The following is a 24,235-nucleotide window of genomic DNA, read 5'->3' as shown; positions in this document are numbered from 1 at the left end:
TTCGCCCTAGCGCGATAGCTACTGCGCGATAACTACTGCGCGATAGCTTGGACCCACCACCTAGGGTCCAAGCAAAAGCGCATACCATACATTCACTAAGGAGTGTCTATGTTCGCCTGGTTTACACTACTCGCCGACGGCCTGGTGTATGGCCTCTTAGGCTTATCCAGTGATACCCGTTTGGGGCAGGCGCTGCACTTCTTTGTCGAAGACACCACTAAAATCTTCGCCCTGCTCATCTTGATGATCTATGGCATTGGCTGGCTGCGAGCCTCCCTCAATGTCGAGCGGGTAAGGGATTATCTGGCGGGCAAACCTAAGTTTCTCGGCTACGGAATGGGCGCAGGCTTTGGCGCCATCACCCCCTTCTGTTCCTGCTCCAGCATTCCCGTATTTCTCGGCTTTACCTCTGCAGGCATCCCGGTTGGGATCACCATGGCGTTTCTGCTCACCTCACCGCTAATCAACGAGGTTGCCATACTGCTGCTGTTTAGCCTGCTTGGCGCTAAGATCACCCTGCTCTACCTTCTTACCGGCATCACCATAGGCATGCTCGGCGGCGCCTTGCTGGACCTGCTGCACGCCGAGCGCTGGTTGCAACCCCTTGCCGCCAACGCCTACAACCGTGGACAGGCGCAGCCACAACAAAGCGCCACCAGCAGCCAGCAACGCCAGTCCATGGGCTGGCGCCAGCGTCATCAATTTGCCAAGGCGGAAACGCGGGATATCTTTAGCCGGGTGTGGAAATGGGTCATCATAGGTGTCGGTTTAGGCGCGGCGCTGCACGGCTTTGTCCCCGCCGGCTATCTGGAGGCCAATTTAGGCGACGGCCAGTGGTGGTCAGTGCCTATTGCAGTGCTAATGGGGATCCCCCTCTACGCCAACGCCACAGGAGTGATCCCGGTACTGGAAAGCCTGCTGATACAAGGCGTTCCTCTGGGCACAACCTTGGCGTTTTGCATGAGTACCGTTGCCGCCAGCTTTCCCGAATTTGTGATGCTCAAACAGGTAATGCAGTGGCGCCTGTTGGCCCTGTTGTTTGCTTTGCTTCTGGTCGCCTTTACCCTAATGGGCTGGGTGCTAAACCTAATCACCCTTAGCTGATGACAAAAGAGGTCGTTTCACGCTAGCATAAGCGCGGTGACTCCCCTTAGCCACTGAATAGACATACAAATAACACATATAAAGGACACTAGCCGCCATGGAAAGAGGCACCCTAGTTCGCTGGAACGACGACAAAGGCTTTGGCTTTATCAAGCCAAACACGCCCAATGCCCAAGACGTATTTATCCATATCTCGGCCCTGAAACAGATGGCGAGAAAGCCTGTGGTGGGTGATGAAATCATCTACCAACGCCAGCAGCAAAGTGATGGCAAATTTAAAGCCGTTAAGGCGAGTATCGAAGGCGTCGCCGTAGTCTCTGGCGTAGTGTCAGGACGGGCTAACACTCCCAAACCAAAGTCCGCACCAAGTAGAGACCGTACGCCGTCGTCCCACTATTCTCATCGACGCTCCGGCTCCTTGTTGCAGCGGGTGATCTTCATTATCTTGCTGGTGAGTATCGGCAGCTTTGGCTTCAAACAATATCAGGCGCTTAATGCGACGCCAATCATCACCAACGAGGATTTGCCTAAGTTAAACACCCAAGAGTGGCAACCGGCCACACCCAAATTTCGCTGCGAGGCAGGCAAGACACATTGCAGCCAGATGCGCTCCTGCGAAGAGGCCACCTACTACAATCGCAACTGTCCCGATACCCAAATGGATGGCGACGGCGATGGCATTCCCTGTGAACGACAGTGGTGTCGCTAAGGGATCACGCAGAACCTATTTAAATCAACAATGACAAGGAAGCTCCATGAAACAAGGATGTCTAATTATCGGCCTAGGTTTAGGCGCGATGGCGCTGAGTGCCAACGCCCAGCAGTGTGACCTCAGCATCACAGGTACAGTGCCCGAAGGCGTCAGCCTGGATAAGCTGGTCGTTTCCACCTATAACAAGGAACTGCCAGTCACCAGCCGCGACTATTCCCTCTGCGTCAGTAAGCAAGATCTCCAAGTTGTGGGACGTCACAGCCCCAACAACACGATCTACCTGAAGGATAAGAGCGGCGCACTCCCCAGAGGCATCTATACCGCCGAAGTGTTCGTGCAAAGCAAGGCGATCAACTTAGGAGCGGCCTCTAGCCTCACCCAGCGAGCCTGTGACCTGCGCTGTGGCTACTATGCCAGCCAGAGAATCCAAACATCAACGGCGCTGCAACAACTGGCAACCCAGTACCAACAGCTGCCCGCCTCAGACAGCAAAGCCAAAGGCAACTTCATCAATAAACACAAGACGACACTGGCTAACCTTTACTTTGACGGCATGTCACCCAAGTCCATAGCACCTATTGATACCTCAGATCTCTGGGTCGACCCCTATAGCGGCGCGGGTCTCTACTTCGATTCGCCCCAGAGCCTGCTAAGCAGCACCTATAGCGATTATGTCGGCACTAAGGCAAGGGAAGCCCGTAAAGACGATGCTGCCGTTGCCGAGGTAATGAAGCAACATAAGGCCTCGCTCGAAGGGCTCATGAAAGGTTTCGACAGCTGGCTGGCTCGCGTTGATGCCATTTTGGCAGTAACAGCTGAACTTAAGGCGAGCCAGCAACCGGCGGCTAGCAAGGTGGCGCAGATCTTCACCGACGCGGTCAAAGAGGCCGAATCGACACTCAATCGTTACCTCTCCAACGACAACAAGACGCCCATCGCTTCTCTGACTCAGGCCGACAAGGCATTCGATCTACTACTGGCCGATTGGACGATTGCCGCCTACACCCACAGCAAAGATAAACAGGCTTTCGCATCGCTGTTTAGCGAACGCTTTAAACAGCAACTGCCCATACAAGATCGCGAATTAGATAAGGCGCTGAGCCGCTTGATTGACCTGCCCAACCATCTAGGCAAACTGTCCCTTAGCGATGGCTATCAACACATTCAGGTTGAATTTAACCATGCACTGCCGGACTCGCGCACACGCTATGACTTCAAAGATGCCCTGCATAGTGTCAGCTTTGTGTATGAAAAGGGCGCCTGGCGGCTCGATAGCGTCAGCCAGCTGCCCATTGCCCACTATGAAAATGGCTAGGCGCCTGGCAACTAAACTTGGCTGACATCATTTGATGTCATCATGAGGTGAGCGACTCACACCGAAGGGCTTGAGTCGCAAGTAGAACTGTAGTGATTAAGCTGGATAAGGCCTTGCAGCAAGATGCCATGATAGCGCGCCTTGATAAGCTGATAGTCCAGCTCTGGAGCAAAGTAGTAGGTCACCTCTTCGGCCCCCGTCTGCTCCACCGGCACCAGCATCAGTTCCCCCCAAGGGGCCACCTCTACCGGCTGCGGCGCCTTAACATAGTATTGATAGCGCTCGGTCGCATCCGATGCCTGGCGGATCAAGGCAAACTGGCTCCGCCCCTGCATTAACAATCGGCGGATCTCTAGCGCCAGAGTATCCACATCGCGCAGCGCCGTTTCATCGGAGCGATAGTGGGTCACCTCGCCGTCCAGATCCACCCGTGCGGCGCGGCCATTATCACTAAAACGCACCTGCATGTCTCTACTACGAAAACCGCTCACCTGCTGATGAAACGCCTGGGTGATCCACTCTTGAGTATCACGCGACCACGCCAGCTCAGCCCGCTGCCGATAGCGAGTGCCTATGCCTAAGATGCTGGCCTCACTGTTAGAGGTCACCACGGCGCTTTGGCCCTGCCAATGCTCGGTGCGGCTCATTGTGCCTGTGTGTATGCCGCTAAGATAGATGTCGTATTCTGAGCTGCGCGTGCACTCAGGCGTTTGCTCAAGTGCCTGTTCCGCAAGCACTCTGTCCTCACTCATCGGTGCGCCGCCAGAGGCGACCTCATTCGTACCAGCAAGCGCTAGCGGGCTCGCCGCAAAAACGGCGACTGCCAGGAGTGAGGATAGTGACCTTGGCCATTGCCAAGTCTTGGGCTCAGAACAATCAGGCATACTTAGAAGACTTCGTTCACATTAAGGTAAAAATTGGTCTCATTTTCACCCACACCCACGTCGAAACGCAGGTTGATGTTATCTTTAATCTTGAAGCGGAAACCTGCGCCGTAAGAGGTCAGCAGCTCATCGCTTAACTCGCTTACCTTATCGGCCACGCTACCCACGCCGCCCCAGAACACCATGCCGTAACGCTGGAAGATAGGCAGGCGATACTCGACCTGGCCCATCATCATCTGCTTGTCGCGATAACGTCCCTTGATATAGCCACGCATGGCACTGGAACCACCAAGATCAGGCAGCATGTTCCACGGCACATCACCACTGGTAAAGTGGCCCTGTACCTGCCAGGCAATAAGCCCAGGCATATTGCTTAACAAAGCAGTGCTGCTGAGATCGATATAGTTGGCCAGCTCAAGATCATACTTGGCGAAGCTGTCGTACTCGCTATTTTGATACAAGCCCGCATCGAGCTGGAACAACCAGCCCTTGGTGGCATTGAGGCGATAGTCGCGCGAATCATAGATGCTGGTCACCACCAGGCCCGAACTAAAGTTGTCCGGCAAAATGCCATCAGATGGCAGAGGAATATCCCCCTCTACCCGGGTGAACTTGTCGGCGCTGACATAGGTAAAGTCGGCGCCCACACCGATAAAATAGTTGTCGGCCACCTGGGTCATCCAACGCGGCGTAAAGCTGTAGAGCTGCTCGTCAAACTCATGGTGATTGCTGTCGATATTGCCATCGGCAATCCCGCGGCCATAGTAAACAGACGCCTCGTTATGTAGCTCCAGCCCCAGTAGCAATCGCTGCTTACCACCGTTGAAGAAGGTCATGTTTTCCACTTCAACGCCGTATGAGTTGTTCATCGACACAAAAGAGTTGAGCACCAATGATGAAGGCTGCTCCTCGGGCGCCGCGCCCTCTGTCTTATACAGACCGACCATCAAGAGGCCCACGCCGAACTTCTTCTCGGGGGTGTAATAGGCGGTCGGCAGGTAACTCATATCTATGGGCTTGCTGTCATCAAATTCACCGTCGGCGCCAAACACGTCGAGGATCTCATCGACCCAGGTGGGCTCCATATCTTTTGGGGTTTGAATCAAAGGTTCGACGGCCATGGCCATTTGAGAACAGGCCAGCAGGGATAAGCATAAAATCCGTTTCATAGAGACTCTAATGATTAGTAAAAAATAAGATGTAATCAGGCAAACAAACGCTTTTAAAACTGTTACTCACGACGATGGCAACAACAGCGACGGCAAACCGAGCGGCATTTTAACACCCCTGCGGGTTTCAACAACGACTTTTTCGATTAACAAATGTTCAGTAAACGGGGAAACAGAGACACAGCAAAGCTGCTTAGGATAAGTGGTTGAACGAGCGGATTAAGATATTAATAGGGTGAGCGCCACAATAACCCGCTCACCCAACAGATGGCTAACACCCTCAACAGAAGATTAGCGCACCCAGCGCATCAATTGATTGGCGTCTTGCACTGCAAACTGACGTTTTACCAGCTTACCCGAGCCATCAAATAACAGCAGTTCGGCGGACCCAGCACGGTACTTAGCGATCATATTATCGCCCTCTGGCGTGCCGACTCTGGCGAGTAAAAACAGCACATTGTCGCCTAAGTGACCTCGCGCTTCGTTCATCTGCTCGGTCTGACTATGGCTCACCGCCAAGTTAGGATCGTAAACAAACACCACAGCAGGCTTACCTGTACCTATCTCTTCATGGGTCGCCTTAAACCCTTTTGGCATCATCGCCAGCAACAAACCGATCAGCGCGACGACTGCCAAGCTCACGCCAATGGCTACCCAAGGCCCTCGCTTAACGCCGTTTAATTGCTGATTATCCATGATGCTCACTCCCTTAATGACTATTCCAAACACGATATAGTCATCATGCTAACCCAATAAGCTGAGACAAATCTTAAAAACAGTTAAATCAATCCATATGATTTAAGCGCCAACAAGCTACAAAGCGCTCTACGCAGGGCTTTCTAAACACAGAGTCCGACGAAAAGTGCCCTAACTGTAACGCTTGGTGTTTTGTAATGCTTGGCTTGGCCTGGTCAATCAAAGGGAGTGGCGCAGAATAGTACGATTTACCCGTTCAGCCTTACTGACAGATGAGTAAAAACGAGAAAAGGAAATCAGTGACGATTCGTTTATCTGTGCCTGGCGATAATCGGCAGGTTGGAAGCGTGTGTGTCGCCCCTGTAAGGCCACATAAAGCCTTCTCTGGCCCCGCTGACTCTGGCTCCGCTGATGATGACCCCGCTTATTATGAGCCCACTGATACAGCCGAAGGGTCTGAGGAAAACCTACTCAGCCCCTAATAAGTACTTAATTTGTGAAAGGCGTGGCCAACATGAGCTGACCACTCAATGAGTCTAACTAAGAGGAAGCGGTTACAAAGGCTTGCAACACACACTGTATCTTAAGTTTGCTCGACGATGCAGTTCATAAACCTCACACCCTAGCATTGGCTCAGTTCTGTTAAGTACTGCGCCATAACGCTCAAAGTAATCTTCGTTAACTTGTTTTGCACTGATAAGCGGGACTTCAATGCTGACATCGACACGACCTTTACGTATCAGCGCGGGGTCGAGATTCTCAACATGGTTTGTGGTCATGACGACCAGGCAATCATCCAGTGGAATGACTCCGTCTAAGGCGTTTAGCACGCCGCCTAAGGTTAATGGTGGATTATCGACATTACTTTCAGCAGCCCGTGATACCGTCGCCTTTACACAGTCACAGTCTTCTATCAACAGCATAGATCCGGGCGGTACCTTTCTGATGGCCTTATGAATCGTGGCATCATTGACAGTCGATAGGTTCAATATGTATAGATCGCGGCAATACTCAACGGCTAAGGCTCTGGCGATACCCGTCTTACCCGTCCCCGTTTTTCCGTGTAACAATATGGTGAGCTTACTTGCAACCCCTTTACCGCTACTGGCGAAGTTATCAACTTCCCCCATAAACTCCTGTTTGAACCCTGCATCTAGCACTAGTTCACTGAAACCCTCTGATTTCAATGTGCCATAGCGGCACCATTCGGTTTCCTCGAAAATACTCACTTTTGGCGCAGTCGATATGTCTCCACGCGTATCTTCTAAAAGATTATGTAGCTTATCTTTTGCCCACCATGGTGCGATAACAGTAATGGTGTCGTATGCCATAGTGCTAGCGACCTTAGCGCGAGTCGCCAACATGTAGCAGCCTTGGTATTTAAACAGGTGCATACCATAGCCGATAGACTTAACACTGATACGGCCGTCATAATTCACACTGTAGTCAAAGTAAACAGCCTCAGAGATAGAGCGTGAAAAAAGCGGAATGGTAGTATTACTGATCAAGAAGGACAGTTTATTGAATACCTCTGTGCGCGCATTATGGCTGTCATCGATTGTCAGCCGTATAAACAGCAGGCTACCGAGCCAACTAAACACCTTAGTGAAGATATCTTTTAGTATGTAGCCTGTGAGTCCAATTAACGCGAACGTTAATACTCCAACAATTACAGCCGTCAACAAAGGGTCGCCATTGGTGAGCGCCTTTATCTGTAGTAATACCTCGTTCATTTACGTACCTTTACTATAAATGCCTAATGGACATCGCCGAGCATACTACCGACAGAGTCGAGGATACCACCAAGGTGTCCTCAGTATGTGCGCTATAGCACGTGGTTAAAGCGACTTGATTTAAGGAGCCTGACTAAGCCCCCACTTCTCATTCGTAAGGTAATAACTGCCCCATCTATTGGATAAACGCGCAAGAAAATGACGAGGGCAAATACTGCCGTATTTGCCCTCCCGAAAGTTACCTTATTAAAACTTACTGATTCAGCATGTTATGTGAGAAACAAGTTATCTTAGACTGATTCACATCTCTTTTTTGAGCGGTGTCAGGCCTTGTTCTCGACTCTTAATCGCGGTTTCTAAGTCGAAACCACCTGATTTCCAGTTACTTGCTTCTTCTGCATTAAAAGACTGCTTACTCCATGCAATTGCACTATTGAGATCGAATCCGGCTTTAGACCAAGTGTTAGACTGCTCGGGAGTGAATCCGTTTTGTCGCCAAGCTTGTGCCTGTTCAGCATTAAAGCCTATGTCTTTCCAAGCAACAATATCTCGTTCTGACATACCTTTCCAAGTTACAGGCTCTGGAGACGATGCGCAGGCGGCAAGTACCATGGTAATCAGGATAAAACTGAGCTTTTTCATTGTGTGATCCTTACTTTAAACAAGTATGCAATACACACCTTGATTGCATAAAATTTAACCAAGCAATATTTAAGATAGTTGCAAGTTTTTAAGATCACAAGTTGAATACGGGTGAGAAAAAGAACAGGCTACCTAGGCTAGGTTACGCTTGATATTGTCGTTCGAATGTAGCCATTGACGTGCTTAAAGAACTACCTGATAGAGTTTGATCTAGTGGAGTTCTCACCCCCAGAGTCTGCAACCAGAGAAGCATATCTAACACAAGGATTGGTGATTCAGCCATAGCTAGTACCACTCACTTGAGCCGGCATCCGACTTTGATTCAACAGAGAGCCGAATCCCCAGACCATCGAGTATCTTGAATAGGGTAGAGATGTAGACATCTTCCCCCTTCTCGACACGAATTAAGGTTTTCTTAGTGACACCGCACAACATTGCCACCACCTCTTGAGTCAGCGCCGCTTCCTTCCTGCGGGTTTTAATCAGTAATCCCAACGAATCTTGGTTTAACGAGGAGCTCATAAGATCATCATAAAGTGTACTTTGCTACACTTTAGCCACGATAAAGGAATGATTCAACATAAAAGTGTAGCAACATACACTTTTTGAGTCGTACAGAATGAGAAAGTGTTATCGAAGCCCTAGGACCAACAGCATTATCCCTACGAACAGCACCTGCGCCTTGGTTATCAACAACAGCAACATTAGCTCTTAACGCATATTCTTTATCCATATAGAAAATCCTGAATACTCTTCAATGCTTTGTCACCTAGATGAAATCAGATACACTTGCCCATTATCAGTTTGCTCATTATTGAGCAGTGAATGGATGCAATTGATAAATGATTCTGAAAAACAAGTCACTTCAAACAGTACATTCCGCACAAGCCTATGCTGGACAAAAGCAAGAACAGGACGTTGCTTTCTTTCTACGCCGCGCCTTCAAAGATCATCCCCAAGTGTTGGTCATCAATGACTTCAAATTCAGGTTTAATGATGAAACGGCGCAGATCGACCATCTGATTATCTACACCTATGGTTTTGTATTAATTGAGTCAAAGAGCATCAAAGGTCAGGTTAAAGTCAACCAACAGGAAGAGTGGACTCGCAGCCACCAGGGCAATTGGTTTGGTATGGCATCACCCATCAAACAAGTCGAACTCCAACAGGCGCTTTTGCTGCAATTATTGAGGCATCACAGCAGTGAGATTCTAGGGAAGCTTTTGGGCATCAAACAGCAGGGCTTTAGACTGCGAAGATGGGATCACCTTTGCGCAGTATCCAGCGATGCAATAATCAATCGCAACACCATGCCTAAGAAAGTCTCAGAAAAGCTAGTGAAAACCGAGTTTCTGGTCGATAAGCTCAACGAGATAATGAATCTCAAGAGCAAGCTTACTCGACTAATTGATTTTACCGATACACGGGCGGACTTTAGCCAAAATGAACTCAACTCGATTGGCGACTTCTTAATTAATCAAGACATCAATAGCGAGCGCACGCAAGAGCAATCCGAATCGAGAGAGTCGACAGAAGAACCAACAAAAATCAAAGAAGCTGAAGCTATATTCCTAGAGACGCAATCGTTGCAACAGGCAGCTCAGCCACAGCCCATAATGCAGCTACAAGAAGCCCATCCCCCTTATCTTACGCCACAAAATCATGCAGTCCCTCAATTAAAACTGACGTGCAAGTACTGCGGTGAATCAGCCAATTACAAGCCAATGTATGGTAAGTACGGATACTACATCCACTGCAACCAGTGCACTAAAAACACGCCCATGAAACAGGACTGTCCTCAATGCCAAAGCAAACTTACCCGAGTACAGAAAAGACAAGAAACTTACACGCTACACTGCCAAGATTGCAGCTTTAGTCAGCGGGTGATTTAGGATTAACGAGCAAGAATTAGATATCGAACTTTACTTTCAACAAACGCCAGGCCCGAACCCTAAATGGATATAAACAGGTAACTTGACCGGTAACGCAACACAGGCAATAGCCGACTATACCAAAGCAGTACCTTGCTAACTATTGCCTTACGCGGCGGCGATATTGTAGGATAAGTTAAGTTTTTGTTGATAAAACAAGATTTAAGCGTTCACTAAAGTACGCGAATGAATGTCAGGGATGGCGCCGCTCTTAAAAGAGCTGCATAAGGCAAGGACAGCTTTTCACACCTCACCTCAAACTCCCCTCTCTGGCTCTGACTCAGCCAACTTTAACGCAATAGCAAAGCACATTAAGCAAACTGCACAGTTTGTGACCTTGGATAAGGTTTTATCTGCGGCAGCTTGATAGCTTTATGTTTTTATTAGATTAATCTGATCTTTTATCGCTCTGGGATAGCTAGGATTCTCTGCGGTAGCTATCGCTGTCGAATATCGGATAGCCGCCAAGCCACGCTTGGTTAAAGTCGTGGTGTTCCACACCACACCGAGGGAAAGGGGCCGTTTCGACAGGCAATTGCGTCCATGCAAAAGAGCCAGCTCACCATCCATGGTTCGCGCTCATAAACGCTCTACGAGCAATAGCCCTTATCAATCCCTTGCGACCCGAGACGAAGCGGAAATCTCCTTCGAGCGGGGGTTGATGTTAACTGTAATTCTCAAGGAACCAACACTGGTGGTTTCTAAAATAAATCTAGAAAGCTTTATAAACTAAAACTTGTAAACCTTTACCAGAAAAATAGCTGTTTACGAATATTTTTCCTAAAATATCAGCTCTCAACGTAACACTTTCCAGATTTTTCACAATCAATTTATCTGTAGTAGCTCATATCTAATCTTGTTATGATTCACTACAGAACATTATTAGCTAAATTACACAGTCTCAACAGCTAATTCAAATAATAAAAATCAAGAGGATAATTAATTATGTTTGAAAAGGGGAAATTATCATTTTGGGATATCGGCACCTACTTAACCGTAGGCTGCTTTGCATCTTTCTCAGCCGCATTTTATCTATTTTATGGCTTATCCATTCCTTTCCCTAGCTGGGCAAAAAACTTAAAAGACTTTTCTGGAAGCCTAGTAATTATAGTTCCGATAGTATTTTTATTAGTCGGCATGTTTATTGAGCCTATTGCAAATTGGCTAGTTAAACATATCGAAAAACTTACTTGGTTTAAGCCACGAAAAATAAGAAACAAAGAATCCTTAGTTAATACAGTAAAAAGTCACCTCCCTGATGATGAAATCGATTCAGTTAACTTATATAGGTATTGCAAAGCAGTTGTTGAGCTTAAATTTCAAAACTCAAATCACGATATATTTTTGGCTAGATTTGGTTTTTACAGAAGTATGAGTGTATTGCTAGCTCTAATATTTATAATTAACTGTATCCTTTTTAAATTCGACTGTATCAACATTTCTATTAATGCTTTGTTAGCCTTTTGCGCCTATCAATTTTTAAAACGCTCTCAAGTTTTTAAGAACCATATGGAAGAAGCTGTTTATTATAACTATCTAGCTTTAGTGGTCTCGAAGGACGAGCAACAACAATAGAAAGAAAAGGATTTTTACATGCTAGATCAATCAGTTTCTGAAAAAGCGATAAAGCTTTTAGGTATTAATACGTGGAAAAAATTTCAACCAGGTACTGAATATACACATTTTGTTGCTGATACCTACGAGCAAATTGAAGGAAAGTTCACTGCTGACGAGTACCAATTTTCTCAGTTCGTAAAAAAGTCATTTAAGGGTAAAGATGGTTGGGGATTTGCGAGTGCCGCCGATGAGCTAGTCGCTAAAAAACTAAATGATAATATTCGCCGACTGTTTAAAGTTAGACCATCTGATCGACATGCCATAGTCAAACAGACTATAGCTTTAGCCAAAGACTCTCAGCCAGTTTCCATCGCTCGTCTTGATATCAAAGACTTTTATGAATCATTAGATCGAACATCCATTGTAAAATTCATTACTGAGGAATGGCTACTATCACACCAAAATAGGATGGTACTGAAACAATGGGATGAGCAGCTTGCTAGTCAAGGAATTCAAGGATTACCTAGAGGGATGTCGCTTAGTTCTACATTATCAGAAATTAGGATTCGTCATTTTGATAAGCAAATGAAGCTTGATAGTGAAGTTTACTTTTATGCTAGGTATGTTGACGACATCATAGTGTTTTACTCAGGTGAACTCTCTCAGCTTGAATCTATGATGAAGGAAAGGCTTGAGGTTTCCGCGAAGGAACTAACACTAAACACTGATAAAAGTTTTTACACTGTACTTAATGATCCAAGCAATGGAGCGTCGGCTGATATTGACTATCTTGGTTACAAATTACGGATAAACAATTACTCCAGGAAGCCTGGAATCGAAAGAAAAGTTGAAGTATTCATAAGTAATAAAAAAGTTAACAAAGTAAAAGAGCGCGTTCGTCGAGCATTTCGCGCTTATTCAAGAGATAGGAGATTTAATCTTTTATTAGCCAGACTGAAATTTTTAAGCGCTAATCAATACATTATCGGCGATATTGAAAGAACTAAATTAAAATCAGGAATTTACTATAACTACCCTTTAATAAACAATCATTCTCAGCTGAAAGAGCTCGACGATTTTTATCGAAAGTTTATAAACTCAAGTAAAGAACCAGCTTATTCTGCAATGAAATTAATAAAAAATCACGGTGGTACTATCAGCGACGCTAGGCTTAAACAAATTGAAGCTATATCTTTTCAATTTGGTTTTAAAAATAGAGTAATGAACAGCTTTACCAATGACTTAAACAAAAAAATAAAGAGGTGTTGGTAATGGGTAAAGTTAAAATTGATAAGCACGATCATCTTAGAGTTATACTTACAGACACCCTACCGTATGAAGTTCCTATTAACTTTCTAAATGAAGGTGTTTACCACTATCTTAAAGGGCAAGAGGCTCCTTCAAGCTCAGTTGAACCATCAATCGCCAATTTCATTAAAAAGTTCTTCGACTATGATAATTATACGAAGCCATACAACTACAGAATTCATAAGAACTCAAAAAGTAAAAGACTATTATCAGTCCCACACCCCGCCGTTCAGATTAAGATTTCAAACTTATATAGAGATTATGACTCACTAATTACAGAGCTTTGCTCTAGAAGCCCAATGAGTTTGCGAGCACCAAGTCGTGTCGCTTCTAGGTTCTATGAAAAAGAGCTTGTTAATTATTCAGAGCCTGAAACCCGTGAAGGTGTAGAAATAGAAAAAGATGGATTTGATAAGGAATCTAAGTTTGCAAGTTCTTACTTTACCTACAAGAAATACAATTTCCTTTATAAGTATTATGATTCATATGAATCACACAGAATAGAAAAAAAGTTTGAACACTTAACACGGTTTGATATTTCAAAATGCTTTCATAACATATTTGTCCCTAGCTTTGGATGGGCGATAAAAGGCAAAGAATTTGCTAAGCGTTACTCTAAATATTTTTCAGTAGAATCGCAGTTTGAGCAATTAATGCTAAAGGCTAATGAAGATGAAGACAGTGGAATAATAATAGGTCCAGAATTTTCTAGAATATTTGCAGAAATTATTTTACAGCGTATCGATCTTAATATTATAGAAAAGGTGAAAAGTAAGCTAAAACTGCGGTTTGACAGCGACTACACAATTAGACGTTATGTTGACGATTATTTCCTGTATACAAAAAGCCAAACGACGGCAAAGAAAATACTCGATGTGGTTTTAGGCGAACTTGAAGACTTTAAACTGTTTGTAAACGAATCAAAAACTGAATTTGTTGAAGTACCATTTATTACAGGTTTGACAATTGCCAAAATGGATGCAAAAGACCTGATTTCAAAGACTTTTGACAACTTACTAGCTGATGGTCATGAGCAAAAAGAAGATGTTTCTTTTATCAAATCTATCAGCCCATCTAGGGAAGCGAACAGATTTATAAAAAACTTAAAGAGGCTAGTGAAAGACAATGATGTGAGCTACGAGAGTTTAAGTGGCTATACGCTAGGTGAAATAAGGCGAAAGCTTTATCGCATACTTGAGGATGAAAGAGTTAAGTCATCTTTAGAAGAAAAGAAGACGGAACAATTGCTAAAATTATTGTTATTTGTTTTAGAAATTTCATTTTTTATTTACAGTATGGATATTCGAGTAAGAACAACTTACATCATTACTCAAATAGTTGTCAGGTTGAACACGATCACTGAAGTAACTCATGCTTCATTCAAAGATAATATTCGCAAGAAAATATACGATGAATCGGTGTTACTGCTTTCCAAAATGAAAGATAAAGGAAAGGCCAACTCTATTGAAACTTTGAATCTTTTGGTTTCTATAAGAACAAACTTTGATGACTACCCTATTTCAGAATCTAAATTGATCGATTTATTTGATCTTAAACGCGACGAGCAAACAAAACTAATAACGAAAAAGGAAGATGCTCAGCTTGGGTATTTCCAACTAATGGTCTTATCGAGTTTTATTGAAGACAAGTCTGAACACCGTGCGATCAATTCGTTTATAGAAAAAGAAATATTAAAAGTATTCGCTCTTAGTGATAGCGAGAAAATTAAAAGCTCTACTGACCTAACTTGTATGATGTTTGATAGCTTCGCTAATCCATTCTTTAGTGAAACGTTTAAAAAAACGTTATTTACTAACGTCTGCGTAAAGTTAGAGCTACCATTATCAAATGATAACGTGCTTGAATATATTAAAAGCCGAGAATGGTTTTTTACTTGGCAACGAGATAATTTGGCTCAAATATTAATGAAAAAGGAATTGCGAAGCCCTTACTAAATGCCTTAGACTCAACACTTCAGGTGATTCACATCGCATACATTTATGTATCGCTGTTTTCGGACAGCTTCTGCCAGGCGCAGATCACACGCTAAGGTGTGGATCATCTGTATACTTCACTATATTGATTTAACTCACGTTGAGGCAAAGTGACTCCAAACAATAAAGTCACGCAAACTTAGCCATAAAAAAACCGATACTGTTTCCAGTATCGGTTTTTTATTAACTTGGTTTTAGGCTTTTAAGCTTCTGACCAGCATTGTTTCTAGCGTAGGAAAAATCGTTTTAGAGCAAGGCATCTTGCCGCGACGTTTAGCTGTCTAAACGAGTGGCAAGATAACGCCGCTATAGACGATTTTAACCAGCTAGAATTACATCATGCCGCCCATACCGCCCATACCACCCATTCCGCCCATGCCGCCCATATCGCCGGCACCAGCTTCTTGTGGAACTTCACCTACCATAGCTTCAGTAGTGATCATCAGACCTGCGATAGATGACGCGAACTGTAGTGCGCTACGAGTCACTTTAGTTGGGTCAAGGATACCCATCTCTAGCATGTCACCGTATACGTCGCTACCAGCGTTGTAACCATAGTTACCAGAGCCGTTCTTCACGTTGTTCGCTACCACTGAGGCTTCTTCACCCGCGTTGGTTGCGATTTGACGTAGAGGCGCTTCCATGGCGCGCAGTGCGATAGTTACACCGTGCTTCTGGTCTTCGTTAGCCACTTCAACTTCGCCGATCTTAGAGGCAACGCGGATCAGGGCAACACCACCACCAGCAACCACACCTTCTTCAACGGCGGCGCGAGTCGCGTGTAGCGCATCTTCTACGCGAGCCTTCTTCTCTTTCATTTCAACTTCGGTAGCCGCACCAACTTTGATCACTGCAACACCGCCGGCTAGCTTAGCCATACGCTCTTGTAGCTTCTCTCTGTCGTAGTCAGAAGTAGATTCTTCTGCCTGGATCTTGATCTGGGCAACACGGGCAGAGATCTGCTCTTGCTCACCATTACCGTCGATGATGGTAGTGTCATCTTTGGTGATCACAACGCGCTTAGCTGTACCTAGGTCTTCCAGAGTCGCTTTTTCAAGCTCTAGACCGATCTCTTCGGCAATCACAGTACCGCCAGTCAAGATAGCGATATCTTGTAGCATCGCCTTACGACGGTCACCGAAACCTGGTGCCTTAACCGCAGCAACCTTAACGATACCGCGCATGTTGTTCACAACCAGAGTCGCTAAGGCTTCGCCTTCAACGTCTTCGGCGATGATCATCAGTGGCTTACCCGTTTTCGCCAGGCCTTCAAGGATTGGCAGTAGCTCACGGATGTTAGAAATTTTCTTGTCAACCAATAGGATGTATGGGTTTTCAAGTTCAACGCTGCCAGTTTCTGGCTTGTTGATGAAGTATGGAGACAGGTAACCACGGTCGAACTGCATACCTTCAACCACGTCCAGCTCGTTCTCTAGCGCCTGACCTTCTTCAACGGTGATCACGCCTTCTTTACCGACTTTTTCCATCGCAGTTGCGATGATTTCACCGATTGACTCGTCAGAGTTAGCAGAGATAGTACCTACCTGAGCAATCGCCTTAGTGTCGCTACACTCTTGAGACAGGGTCTTCAGCTCGGCAACAGCAGCAACAACCGCCTTGTCGATACCACGCTTAAGATCCATTGGGTTCATGCCAGCGGCAACGGCTTTCAGACCTTCGGTCACGATAGCTTGCGCCAGTACGGTAGCGGTAGTAGTACCGTCACCAGCAGCGTCGTTGGCTTTAGAAGCAACTTCTTTCACCATTTGGGCGCCCATGTTTTCGAACTTGTCTTCTAGTTCGATCTCTTTAGCAACCGATACACCATCTTTGGTGATCAGTGGTGCGCCGAAGCTCTTGTCTAGCACTACGTTACGGCCTTTAGGGCCCAGGGTGACTTTAACTGCGTTAGCCAGTACGTTTACGCCCGCAAGCATTTTTACGCGAGCATCATTACCAAATAAAACTTCTTTAGCTGCCATGTTCTGTATCCTTTAATAAAATTCTGGTTTAAACGGGATAGTAAGTAACTTAGTGGTTTATTCCACTACAGCCATTAAATCTGATTCAGAAAGGATCAAGACCTCTTCACCGTCGATCTTCTCTTTCTTCACGCCATAACCTTCGTTGAAGATCACTATGTCACCCACTTTTACGTCGAGTGGCTGCACAGTACCATTTTCAAGAATTCGGCCATTGCCTACAGCAAGAACTTCACCGCGAGTTGACTGCTCGGCTGCACTACCTGTGAGTACGATGCCACCGGCTGATTTTGATTCAACTTCAGAACGCTTAACAATGACGCGGTCATGTAATGGACGAATATTCATCTACGGACTCTCCTAATGATTTTTTTGCCCAACAAACGTTGGCGGTTTATCAAAATAAAGTGCGGCGACATACCTTTCGCCGCGGGATGTTCGATATATGGGGATGGGGTTGATGAGATCCAAGGGCTTTACAAAAAAAATCTGATTTTTTTTAACTGGGTTTTATAAAACATCAGCCATTCCTGATAGAATTGCCCTCCTTCTGTTACCAAGGCAATCCACTTAAATGAGAGACAGACACGGGCTGCTCAGCCAGCCAATCGGTCGTGTACTGCTAAATATGAGCCTCCCGAACCTGATTGGTATTCTCACCATTCTTGGGTTCAGCCTTATAGACACCTTTTTTATCAGTCAGCTAGGCACTGAAGCCCTGGCGGCTATTAGTTTTACCTTTCCGGTCACCCTGATTGTCTCCAGTATTGCCATCGGCATAGGCGCCGGAGTATCGACCAACTTGGGCCGCCTTATCGGCAGTGGTAACAGCCCCAAGGCCAGAATCTTTTTGCACGATGCCTTACTGATCACCTTCTGGCTGATCGCCGCTATCTCCTTGCTGGGCAGCCTGTTTATCGACCCGCTATTTACTCTGCTGGGTGCCAACGACTCCAGCCTGCCGCTGATCCACGACTATATGTTTCTCTGGTATCTCGGGGCGCCGCTGCTGGTGCTGCTGATGGTGGGCAACCAGGGGCTACGCGCCACCGGCGATACCAAGTCACCAGCCAAGATCATGGCGCTGGCGTCTCTGATCAATCTGGTGCTCGACCCACTGCTGATCTTTGGTCTGGGCCCCATCCCACGACTGGAGATTCAGGGCGCGGCCATCGCCACCCTGATCTCTTGGATAGTGGCGCTGTCATTGTCGGGTTACCTGTTGATCATCAAGCGTAATCTGGTGGATTTTGCCGAGTTTAATTTAGAGCGCATTCGTTGTAACTGGCGTCAGCTTGCCCATATCGCCCAGCCTGCGGCGCTGATGAACCTGCTCAACCCTGTGGCTAATGCCATCATCATGGCTATGCTGGCCCGCATCGATCACAGTGCGGTGGCGGCCTTTGGCGCCGGTACTCGCCTGGAGTCTGTGTTGCTGATCGCCGTGATGGCGCTCTCTTCCAGCTTGGTGCCCTTTATCGCCCAAAATCTGGGTGCAGGACAGACACAGCGCGCTCGCGAGGCCCTGATGCTGTCGCTGCGTTTCGTGCTGATATTTCAGACGCTCATCTACCTGCCGCTGGCACTCATGGCGACGCCTATCGCCCAGCTGTTCAGTAAAGATCCTCAGGTGATCGAGTGGCTCAGCTTCTACATTATCGCCCTGCCCGCCGCCTATGGGCCGCTGGGGATGGTGATACTCACCGCCACCTCGCTCAACGCCTATCACAGGCCGATGAGTTCACTGGTGCTTAACCTCTGCCGCCTGTTCCTGCTCTTGCTGCCGCTGGCGGCGCTGGGCTCCTATCTAGGCGGGGTGAAGGGACTCTTGCTGGCACTGCCTATTACCAATGCCGTGATGGGTATCGCCTGTTATATCCTGGCCAGTCGTATCACAGAGCCCAACACCACGCCCAAGCATGTCGAGATCTATAAGCGTTAGCAAAAGATAAAGGGCGTTTAGGCTGAGCCTTGGCGGCAAGTCAGCTTTACAGACAAGCGAGCGCCAACATAGTCCTAGGGAAGGTGCGAATAAGTCCCGTGCTTGCTCTGCGTGTGCTTAAAGTGGATAGATGCAAGGCACAGTTTGCAGCGAATGGCCCTAGTCCTTCGCAAGAACTGTAACGCAGCAAATACCGCTGTAAGCCTCGCCCTGCGGGGCTTTGATAGCAACACCATTTCGGCGTTATTCAACTTCAGCAGGCCTCGGCATGCCCTCAGTTGAATGCCTTGAACTGTCGCTGCGATCAAAGCCAGAGCTGTGCGACGACTTGTTCTCACCTTCCCTAGCATAGGATCTGGGTGCTTTTGTGTTCACGGGACTATACTTAAACCGTACATAATACAAGGTTATTGGAGGATACTATGTATGCTCATCACTCCATCGACAGGCGCCTGTTGCTTGTAGCGGCATTGGCCGTAACGGCGCTGCCGGGCTGTGAGCGGCCGGTGAGCTTCTCATCTGAAGTACAGCCCATATTAACCGCCTCCTGTGTCAGCTGTCATTCAGGCTCAGGTGAAGGCATGTCACGCACTCATTTGGCGCTGGATAGCTATCAAGGTGTCATGCGCGGAACTCAGCTGGGCGCAGTCGTGGTTCCCGGCAGTGCCGCATCCAGCACACTTTACTTAGCGATAGACCACAAGGTCGACAGCAAGATCCAGATGCCACCACACCACAATGATAAATTTGCGCAAGGCGAAGGAAAGCCACTTAGCAGCGAGCAGATCGCCATTATCAAACGTTGGATAGATGAAGGCGCTAAACAGAACTAGCCTTTCTACCTGCTAACCACCGCCACAAGGCGGTGGCTTTTTATCTAGAGTCTGTTGACCTTCCCTGTTTATTTTTTCAGCAACCTATCTCATTTAAACAATAAAGTGCCGAAGTGATGCGGTGATTCTACGCAGACTAACGGTAAGGGATGAGAGCAGGCCTACAGGCGCTGTATTAAGAGGTCATCTAAATACCTTGAGATTGAACAAAAATTACCCCCGCAAGATAAACAGATACTAAAGACCTGTTATTATCAAACGCATCCTTAAGATATCTCCTAGGAAACTCTGATGCGTTACCCGTTTAGTTTGGCCCTGTTGATTGCATTTCTGCTGACTGGCTGTGCCGATAGCCCTGCGCTATCCGAGGAAGAATCCCAGGCGCAAAGCCAAGTGCAAACTCAAACCCAAGCGCAAACAGAGCAACAAGAATTGGGGATCATGGTGCAGGCACTACAGCAGGCAATCGCGACGCCATCTGCCGAGCATCTTGAGGTGATCGCCCGCTACGGCACGGATTCACGCTACTATGTGATGATTCGCGGCTGGCTGGTGCAACAACTTAGCGGCCTAGAGAGTCAACTGGCAGCCCATGGCGACCAGGCCCCCGAGGCGCTGCGTGCTCAGGCCGAGCACCTAAAGGCGGCGATTAGGCGAATTGACTTGGAATAATGCAGAATATAACCACTTGGCCCAAAGCGAATATTATGAATAAAGCTATCACCGCCGCCCTTATGTCGGCCTTCATCTGCCCAGGTTCGGGCCATTTCTACCTTAAGCGTTACAACACGGGCACCCTGCTCTCCTGCATTAGCTTGGTCGGGCTGGTCTATCTCTTGTATCAGGCGGTTAATCGCGCGCAGGCGGTGTCAGATAAGATACTGTCGGGAGAGGTGCCACTGGAATTTAACGCCATCTATGCGGCGATAAGCCTGGTGCCCCAAGGCAGCGAGGCCTTTTGGGTCGATGTCGCCACCTGGGCCTTTATCTTAGGCTGGTTGGTGGGGATCATTGACGCCTACCGTCAGGGCAAAAAGCTGATGCAGCAAGAAGCGAGCACGACTGCACAAGAGTAGGCCGCATACTATCGCTCTACAGCCCTGGTCAAACGCCCATAAAAAAAGGAGCCTGGTCGGCTCCTTCGCAATAGGGTGATATTCAGCTCTGTTTTCTTGCCGCTTCTGTCTTAGAAAAATCATGCTGAGTCGATCTCGGCTCATCCATCACCAAATCGCTCGGTGGATTATCGGCAAAACGATACTCACTCTTGGCTGCGGTCGTCTTGGAAAAATCATGACGACTGCTCGAGTGCGGCAGATCTTTATGCTGAGCGACGGGATTGTTGGCAAAAACGTAATCGGCTCTTGCCGCAGCGGTCTTGGAGAAATCGGGTCTCTCGGCAAGCGCCTGGGTTGTAAACAGTAAAGAGGCTAAAGCTAAGGTCGTGCTGGCTAACAACTTCATTATGTACTCCAATCTTTTTATGACCACAATTAGCTAACAAAGATACTAACCCAAATGTCACATTTTTTGAACAAGATCACAGTAAAGCATGCAAATTGTTACACTTTTTGCATGGTAAGTATTTCGCTCCTAATTTTGTTATTAATTCGAATTGCCGGGTCATATCTGACTCTCGGCGACTCTCGCTCATGGGTTGCGGACACCTTAGCCACAAGCTAAGCAGATAAGGAAATAGACCTGTCGCACCGGATCAAACTGGCGAGCCCGGTGGCTGCGATCGACTTTGGCTACCAACACGGGTTTGCCCCTATCCATTAGCAACCTAGCAGCTGAACTCAGCCTCAGTAAAGGCTGCATCGATCCAGTCGCGAAGAGCAGACCACATTCCACATCCTCGATTCACTACAGCGCCTCTCGCACAGCGAGTTTTCAATACTCTCGCCCATTTTTTTATACTCTCGCCCATAAAAAAGCCCCGCTTAGCGGGGCATTTTATGACTAGATAGGCGAGCCAGGCGGCATGGCCAGCGGCTTGTCGATCAGCTTAAACTTAGCGTCTTTAAGCCCCTTCTCTATCCCCTCAAGCAACCATTGATAATGGGCCGACTCATAATCGCTGCTGCGCTTCACCAGACGACTGAGCTGCTTCTCGGCAAAGGCCAAGCGGCCCGCCAGCTGCGCCTTCACCTCTGGCGAGCTTGCCTGGTCATGATAACTGGCCAGCAGGGTGTCGAGCACCACGGCATTCACCCGCATCCACACCCCTTGTGAGGCCCAAGTCGGCGCATCGGCAAACAGCGTCTTGCCCAGCAGCTTGTTCACCAGAGTCACCACAGACAACTGTTCCTTGTCGGCGAAATAGCCCTGATTGACACGATTCAACCGGCTTGGACGCAGCAGCTGCTGACAGGTGTGACGACTAAGCACCTCGGCCATACCGAGTGGATCTATGACTACGCCGGTGGCGCCATCGAAACTCTCTCGCGTGGCGCGGTAGTTACCCGATTTAGGCACTAAGGCATCGATCACCTTGGGCGGCAGCACCAAGGCATCGGCGTCCAATCCTTGTAGCAGGGTTTCTAAGGCATTTTTTTGCAACTCTGGCGCCATATAGTGCCAGGTGCGTCCCCCTTCCTGCATGGAATAGCTGTAATCTGTGCCGCCGATAAACTTGGCGGCGGCGGTTATCTGATAGCGGGTCAACAGATAGATGGGCACCAAGGCATCGCGCAGCTCACCATAAGGCTGCTCGCTGAGCAGCGCCGAATCGCTAAAGTCATTGATAGCCGCCTCGCGCACCTTAGCCAGGCGACTCAGCTCGGCCACGGGATCCTTGCCATTGTCCCACAGGCTGGCGTAGGCCTGGCTGGCATCTGCGCTACGTGAGTCGGCCTCGCCGATATAACGCAGCCCCTGACGCTCGACTGCCTGCATCAGCTCGGTGAGTTTCGCCTGTTGATCTGCCGGCCTAAACTGACCATAACCATAGGCAATGGTGAACTTATCCCAAGCACCAATGCCTTCATCGTAAGGCGCGGAGATATCTATCTTGTCGCCCTTGAGTGTCGCCTTAGGGTGGGGGTAATCCATCACAGAGGCGTTATCGTTACTTGAGGCGGCAAAGTTATGATCCAGCCCCAGGGTATGACCCACTTCATGAGCCGACAACTGACGAATTCGCGCTAGGGCCAACTCGGTGACCGCCTGTTCTGCGGCGTCTCTGTCGTCCCATCCTGCGGTAAGGCCACGGGCGATCAGATGATCTTGCCTAACACGCTGACTGCCCAGGGTTACATGCCCCTTGATGATCTCACCTGTGCGCGGATCGGCGATGGCGCTGCCGTAAGACCAACCACGTGTCGCCCTATGCACCCACTGGATCACGTTGTAGCGAATATCCTGGGGATCGGCATCTTCTGGTAATAGCTGCACCTTAAAGCCGTTGATAAAGCCCGCCTCGTTGAAGGCGGTTTCCCACCAGCGAGCCCCCTCTAACAGGGCGCTGCGAATAGGCTCAGGCACACCGGGATCCAGATAGTAGATGATAGGTTTAACGACTTCGCTGGGCGCATTCCCCGGGGTCACTTTTTGTAAGCGGTGACGCAACAGATGACGCTGCACTATGTCACGGTCGATCTCAGTACCGTAATCCAGATACTCATCAGACAGGTAGCCGCTGTTGGGGTGATAGGCTCTGGGCTGATAGTTATCGTCTGGCAGCGCAACGAAGGAGTAGCGCATCCGCAGTGACAGCGCCTTACCGTCTGGGGTGACTTCTGCCACCTGAGGTCCGGCCTTGGCCCCCTTGAAGGTCAGCAGCACGTCGACATCGCTGTTACGCTCGAAGGACTTTACACCCTGAGGCAAAATCAGCGAGCTTTCTTTATCCAGCTGATAATGGCCCTGCTTGGTCTGCTCTAGGGTATCTTTGATGCCATGCAGATCATTGAGCACCAGCTCATTGATGGCCACCAGCGCTTGTTTACCGTCAAGCACCTTGCCGCGCCAGAGTACAGATTCGGCGAACGCCTCTTTTACCGCTCGCTGCTCGGCGCCGTTGTCTGTTGTCGCCCGGTAGCGGGTATTAAGCTGTTTGAGAATGAGATAGGGGCCGTGACGCTCAAACTGCACCAAGCGGGTCATCCCTAGTTGGCCGCGATCCAGGCCGATATCGTTAGACCCCACACCGTGTGGCAGACTGGTCACCAGCAGAAAAGGTTGATTGAGCCGCGTGGCTTCGAGGTAAAGGTCGCCCGAACTTTGCTGATAAAACAGGTTAATAAAGCCTTTCGCGGCCTGACTGCTCTTAAGCACCTGAGCACTGTTTTCCACCGCGAGTAGGGAAGCGGTCGGCATAAAGGTTAAGGCAAGGGCCAGCGCGAGTGTAGAGGGTCTCATGTTATCTCCTTGCTGAGACTTATGATGGGAGACTTAGTTGTTCAAATATTATGGGTCTCGTGAATATCAAC

General features: G+C 47.9%; 22 protein-coding genes. 11 read left to right on the top strand and 11 right to left on the bottom strand.

Translation table 11 applies throughout. The features are described from left to right. Positions 1 to 108 precede the first annotated feature (108 nt). From CFF01_RS02340 to CFF01_RS02330, 3 genes are all read left to right on the top strand, one after another. A complete protein-coding gene (locus tag CFF01_RS02340; RefSeq protein ID WP_088903730.1) occupies positions 109 to 1,104 on the top strand; it encodes a permease in 996 nt (331 codons plus the stop codon). 97 nt (positions 1,105 to 1,201) lie between these two features. Further along, positions 1,202 to 1,813: an excalibur calcium-binding domain-containing protein gene (locus CFF01_RS02335; protein WP_088903729.1), complete on the top strand. Its 612-nt coding sequence runs from the start codon at positions 1,202 to 1,204 to the stop codon at positions 1,811 to 1,813. Between the two features lie 46 nt (positions 1,814 to 1,859). After that, positions 1,860 to 3,131 carry a hypothetical protein gene (locus tag CFF01_RS02330; RefSeq protein WP_088903728.1) on the top strand — a complete coding sequence of 424 codons (1,272 nt, stop codon included), beginning with the start codon at positions 1,860 to 1,862 and terminating at the stop codon, positions 3,129 to 3,131. 56 nt (positions 3,132 to 3,187) lie between these two features. On the opposite strand, the gene CFF01_RS02325 is transcribed toward CFF01_RS02330, so the two are convergent. The 7 genes from CFF01_RS02325 to CFF01_RS19105 form a co-directional block, all read right to left on the bottom strand. Beyond that, positions 3,188 to 3,883, bottom strand: coding sequence for a hypothetical protein (locus tag CFF01_RS02325; RefSeq protein WP_088903727.1), 696 nt, complete (start codon positions 3,881 to 3,883; stop codon positions 3,188 to 3,190). A gap of 134 nt (positions 3,884 to 4,017) precedes the next feature. Next, positions 4,018 to 5,184: a BamA/TamA family outer membrane protein gene (locus CFF01_RS02320; protein WP_088903726.1), complete on the bottom strand. Its 1,167-nt coding sequence runs from the start codon at positions 5,182 to 5,184 to the stop codon at positions 4,018 to 4,020. Positions 5,185 to 5,475: 291 nt separating this feature from the next. Then, complete coding sequence (locus tag CFF01_RS02315; RefSeq protein ID WP_033538823.1) at positions 5,476 to 5,880, bottom strand: hypothetical protein; 405 nt, start codon at positions 5,878 to 5,880, stop codon at positions 5,476 to 5,478. A gap of 554 nt (positions 5,881 to 6,434) precedes the next feature. Beyond that, entirely contained in the window at positions 6,435 to 7,613 is a 1,179-nt protein-coding gene (locus tag CFF01_RS02310; protein WP_088903725.1) for an AAA family ATPase, read from the bottom strand. 300 nt (positions 7,614 to 7,913) lie between these two features. Then, complete coding sequence (locus CFF01_RS02305; RefSeq protein WP_033538999.1) at positions 7,914 to 8,255, bottom strand: hypothetical protein; 342 nt, start codon at positions 8,253 to 8,255, stop codon at positions 7,914 to 7,916. A gap of 285 nt (positions 8,256 to 8,540) precedes the next feature. Continuing rightward, positions 8,541 to 8,777, bottom strand: coding sequence for a helix-turn-helix domain-containing protein (locus CFF01_RS02300; protein WP_088903724.1), 237 nt, complete (start codon positions 8,775 to 8,777; stop codon positions 8,541 to 8,543). Between the two features lie 31 nt (positions 8,778 to 8,808). Further along, positions 8,809 to 8,988 (bottom strand): hypothetical protein, encoded by a 180-nt coding sequence (locus CFF01_RS19105; RefSeq protein ID WP_157704925.1) that lies wholly within the window; start codon positions 8,986 to 8,988, stop codon positions 8,809 to 8,811. Positions 8,989 to 9,097: 109 nt separating this feature from the next. Here CFF01_RS19105 and CFF01_RS02295 point away from each other — a divergent pair, with 109 nt between their 5' ends. From CFF01_RS02295 to drt3b, 4 genes are all read left to right on the top strand, one after another. Beyond that, positions 9,098 to 10,147 carry a nuclease-related domain-containing protein gene (locus CFF01_RS02295; protein WP_088903723.1) on the top strand — a complete coding sequence of 350 codons (1,050 nt, stop codon included), beginning with the start codon at positions 9,098 to 9,100 and terminating at the stop codon, positions 10,145 to 10,147. A gap of 984 nt (positions 10,148 to 11,131) precedes the next feature. Next, complete coding sequence (locus CFF01_RS02290; protein WP_088903722.1) at positions 11,132 to 11,761, top strand: hypothetical protein; 630 nt, start codon at positions 11,132 to 11,134, stop codon at positions 11,759 to 11,761. A gap of 18 nt (positions 11,762 to 11,779) precedes the next feature. After that, positions 11,780 to 13,015 carry an antiviral reverse transcriptase Drt3a gene (gene drt3a / locus CFF01_RS02285; RefSeq protein ID WP_088903721.1) on the top strand — a complete coding sequence of 412 codons (1,236 nt, stop codon included), beginning with the start codon at positions 11,780 to 11,782 and terminating at the stop codon, positions 13,013 to 13,015. Then, entirely contained in the window at positions 13,015 to 15,006 is a 1,992-nt protein-coding gene (drt3b, locus tag CFF01_RS02280) for an antiviral reverse transcriptase Drt3b (protein ID WP_088903720.1), read from the top strand. The genes drt3a and drt3b overlap by 1 nt, the downstream gene beginning before the upstream one ends. Positions 15,007 to 15,377: 371 nt before the next feature. On the opposite strand, the gene groL is transcribed toward drt3b, so the two are convergent. After that, entirely contained in the window at positions 15,378 to 17,027 is a 1,650-nt protein-coding gene (gene groL, locus CFF01_RS02275) for a chaperonin GroEL (protein ID WP_088903719.1), read from the bottom strand. Positions 17,028 to 17,084: 57 nt separating this feature from the next. Further along, positions 17,085 to 17,375, bottom strand: coding sequence for a co-chaperone GroES (locus CFF01_RS02270; protein ID WP_033539005.1), 291 nt, complete (start codon positions 17,373 to 17,375; stop codon positions 17,085 to 17,087). A 226-nt stretch (positions 17,376 to 17,601) separates the two neighbouring features. Between CFF01_RS02270 and CFF01_RS02265 the strand changes: the two genes are divergently transcribed. The 4 genes from CFF01_RS02265 to CFF01_RS02250 all read left to right on the top strand — a co-directional run bounded on the left by CFF01_RS02265 (position 17,602) and on the right by CFF01_RS02250 (position 20,878). Next, positions 17,602 to 18,969, top strand: a complete 1,368-nt coding sequence (locus CFF01_RS02265; protein ID WP_088903718.1) for an MATE family efflux transporter — start codon at positions 17,602 to 17,604, stop codon at positions 18,967 to 18,969. Positions 18,970 to 19,391: 422 nt separating this feature from the next. Beyond that, positions 19,392 to 19,802 (top strand): c-type cytochrome domain-containing protein, encoded by a 411-nt coding sequence (locus tag CFF01_RS02260; RefSeq protein ID WP_033539010.1) that lies wholly within the window; start codon positions 19,392 to 19,394, stop codon positions 19,800 to 19,802. Positions 19,803 to 20,093: 291 nt separating this feature from the next. Then, complete coding sequence (locus CFF01_RS02255; protein WP_088903717.1) at positions 20,094 to 20,474, top strand: hypothetical protein; 381 nt, start codon at positions 20,094 to 20,096, stop codon at positions 20,472 to 20,474. 35 nt (positions 20,475 to 20,509) lie between these two features. Next, entirely contained in the window at positions 20,510 to 20,878 is a 369-nt protein-coding gene (locus CFF01_RS02250; RefSeq protein ID WP_088905853.1) for a DUF6677 family protein, read from the top strand. 82 nt (positions 20,879 to 20,960) lie between these two features. Here CFF01_RS02250 and CFF01_RS02245 read toward each other — a convergent pair whose 3' ends face one another. Both CFF01_RS02245 and CFF01_RS02240 read right to left on the bottom strand, forming a co-directional pair. Then, on the bottom strand, positions 20,961 to 21,266 hold the full coding sequence (locus CFF01_RS02245; RefSeq protein ID WP_033539012.1) for a hypothetical protein: 306 nt from the start codon (positions 21,264 to 21,266) through the stop codon (positions 20,961 to 20,963). 498 nt (positions 21,267 to 21,764) lie between these two features. Then, positions 21,765 to 24,164, bottom strand: a complete 2,400-nt coding sequence (locus CFF01_RS02240; protein WP_088903716.1) for a zinc-dependent metalloprotease — start codon at positions 24,162 to 24,164, stop codon at positions 21,765 to 21,767. Positions 24,165 to 24,235 lie beyond the last annotated feature (71 nt).

It is taken from the genome of Shewanella marisflavi (genome assembly GCF_002215585.1).
In the GTDB taxonomy this organism is placed as follows: Bacteria; Pseudomonadota; Gammaproteobacteria; order Enterobacterales; family Shewanellaceae; genus Shewanella; species Shewanella marisflavi.
This window is presented reverse-complemented; position numbering and strand designations above follow the sequence as displayed.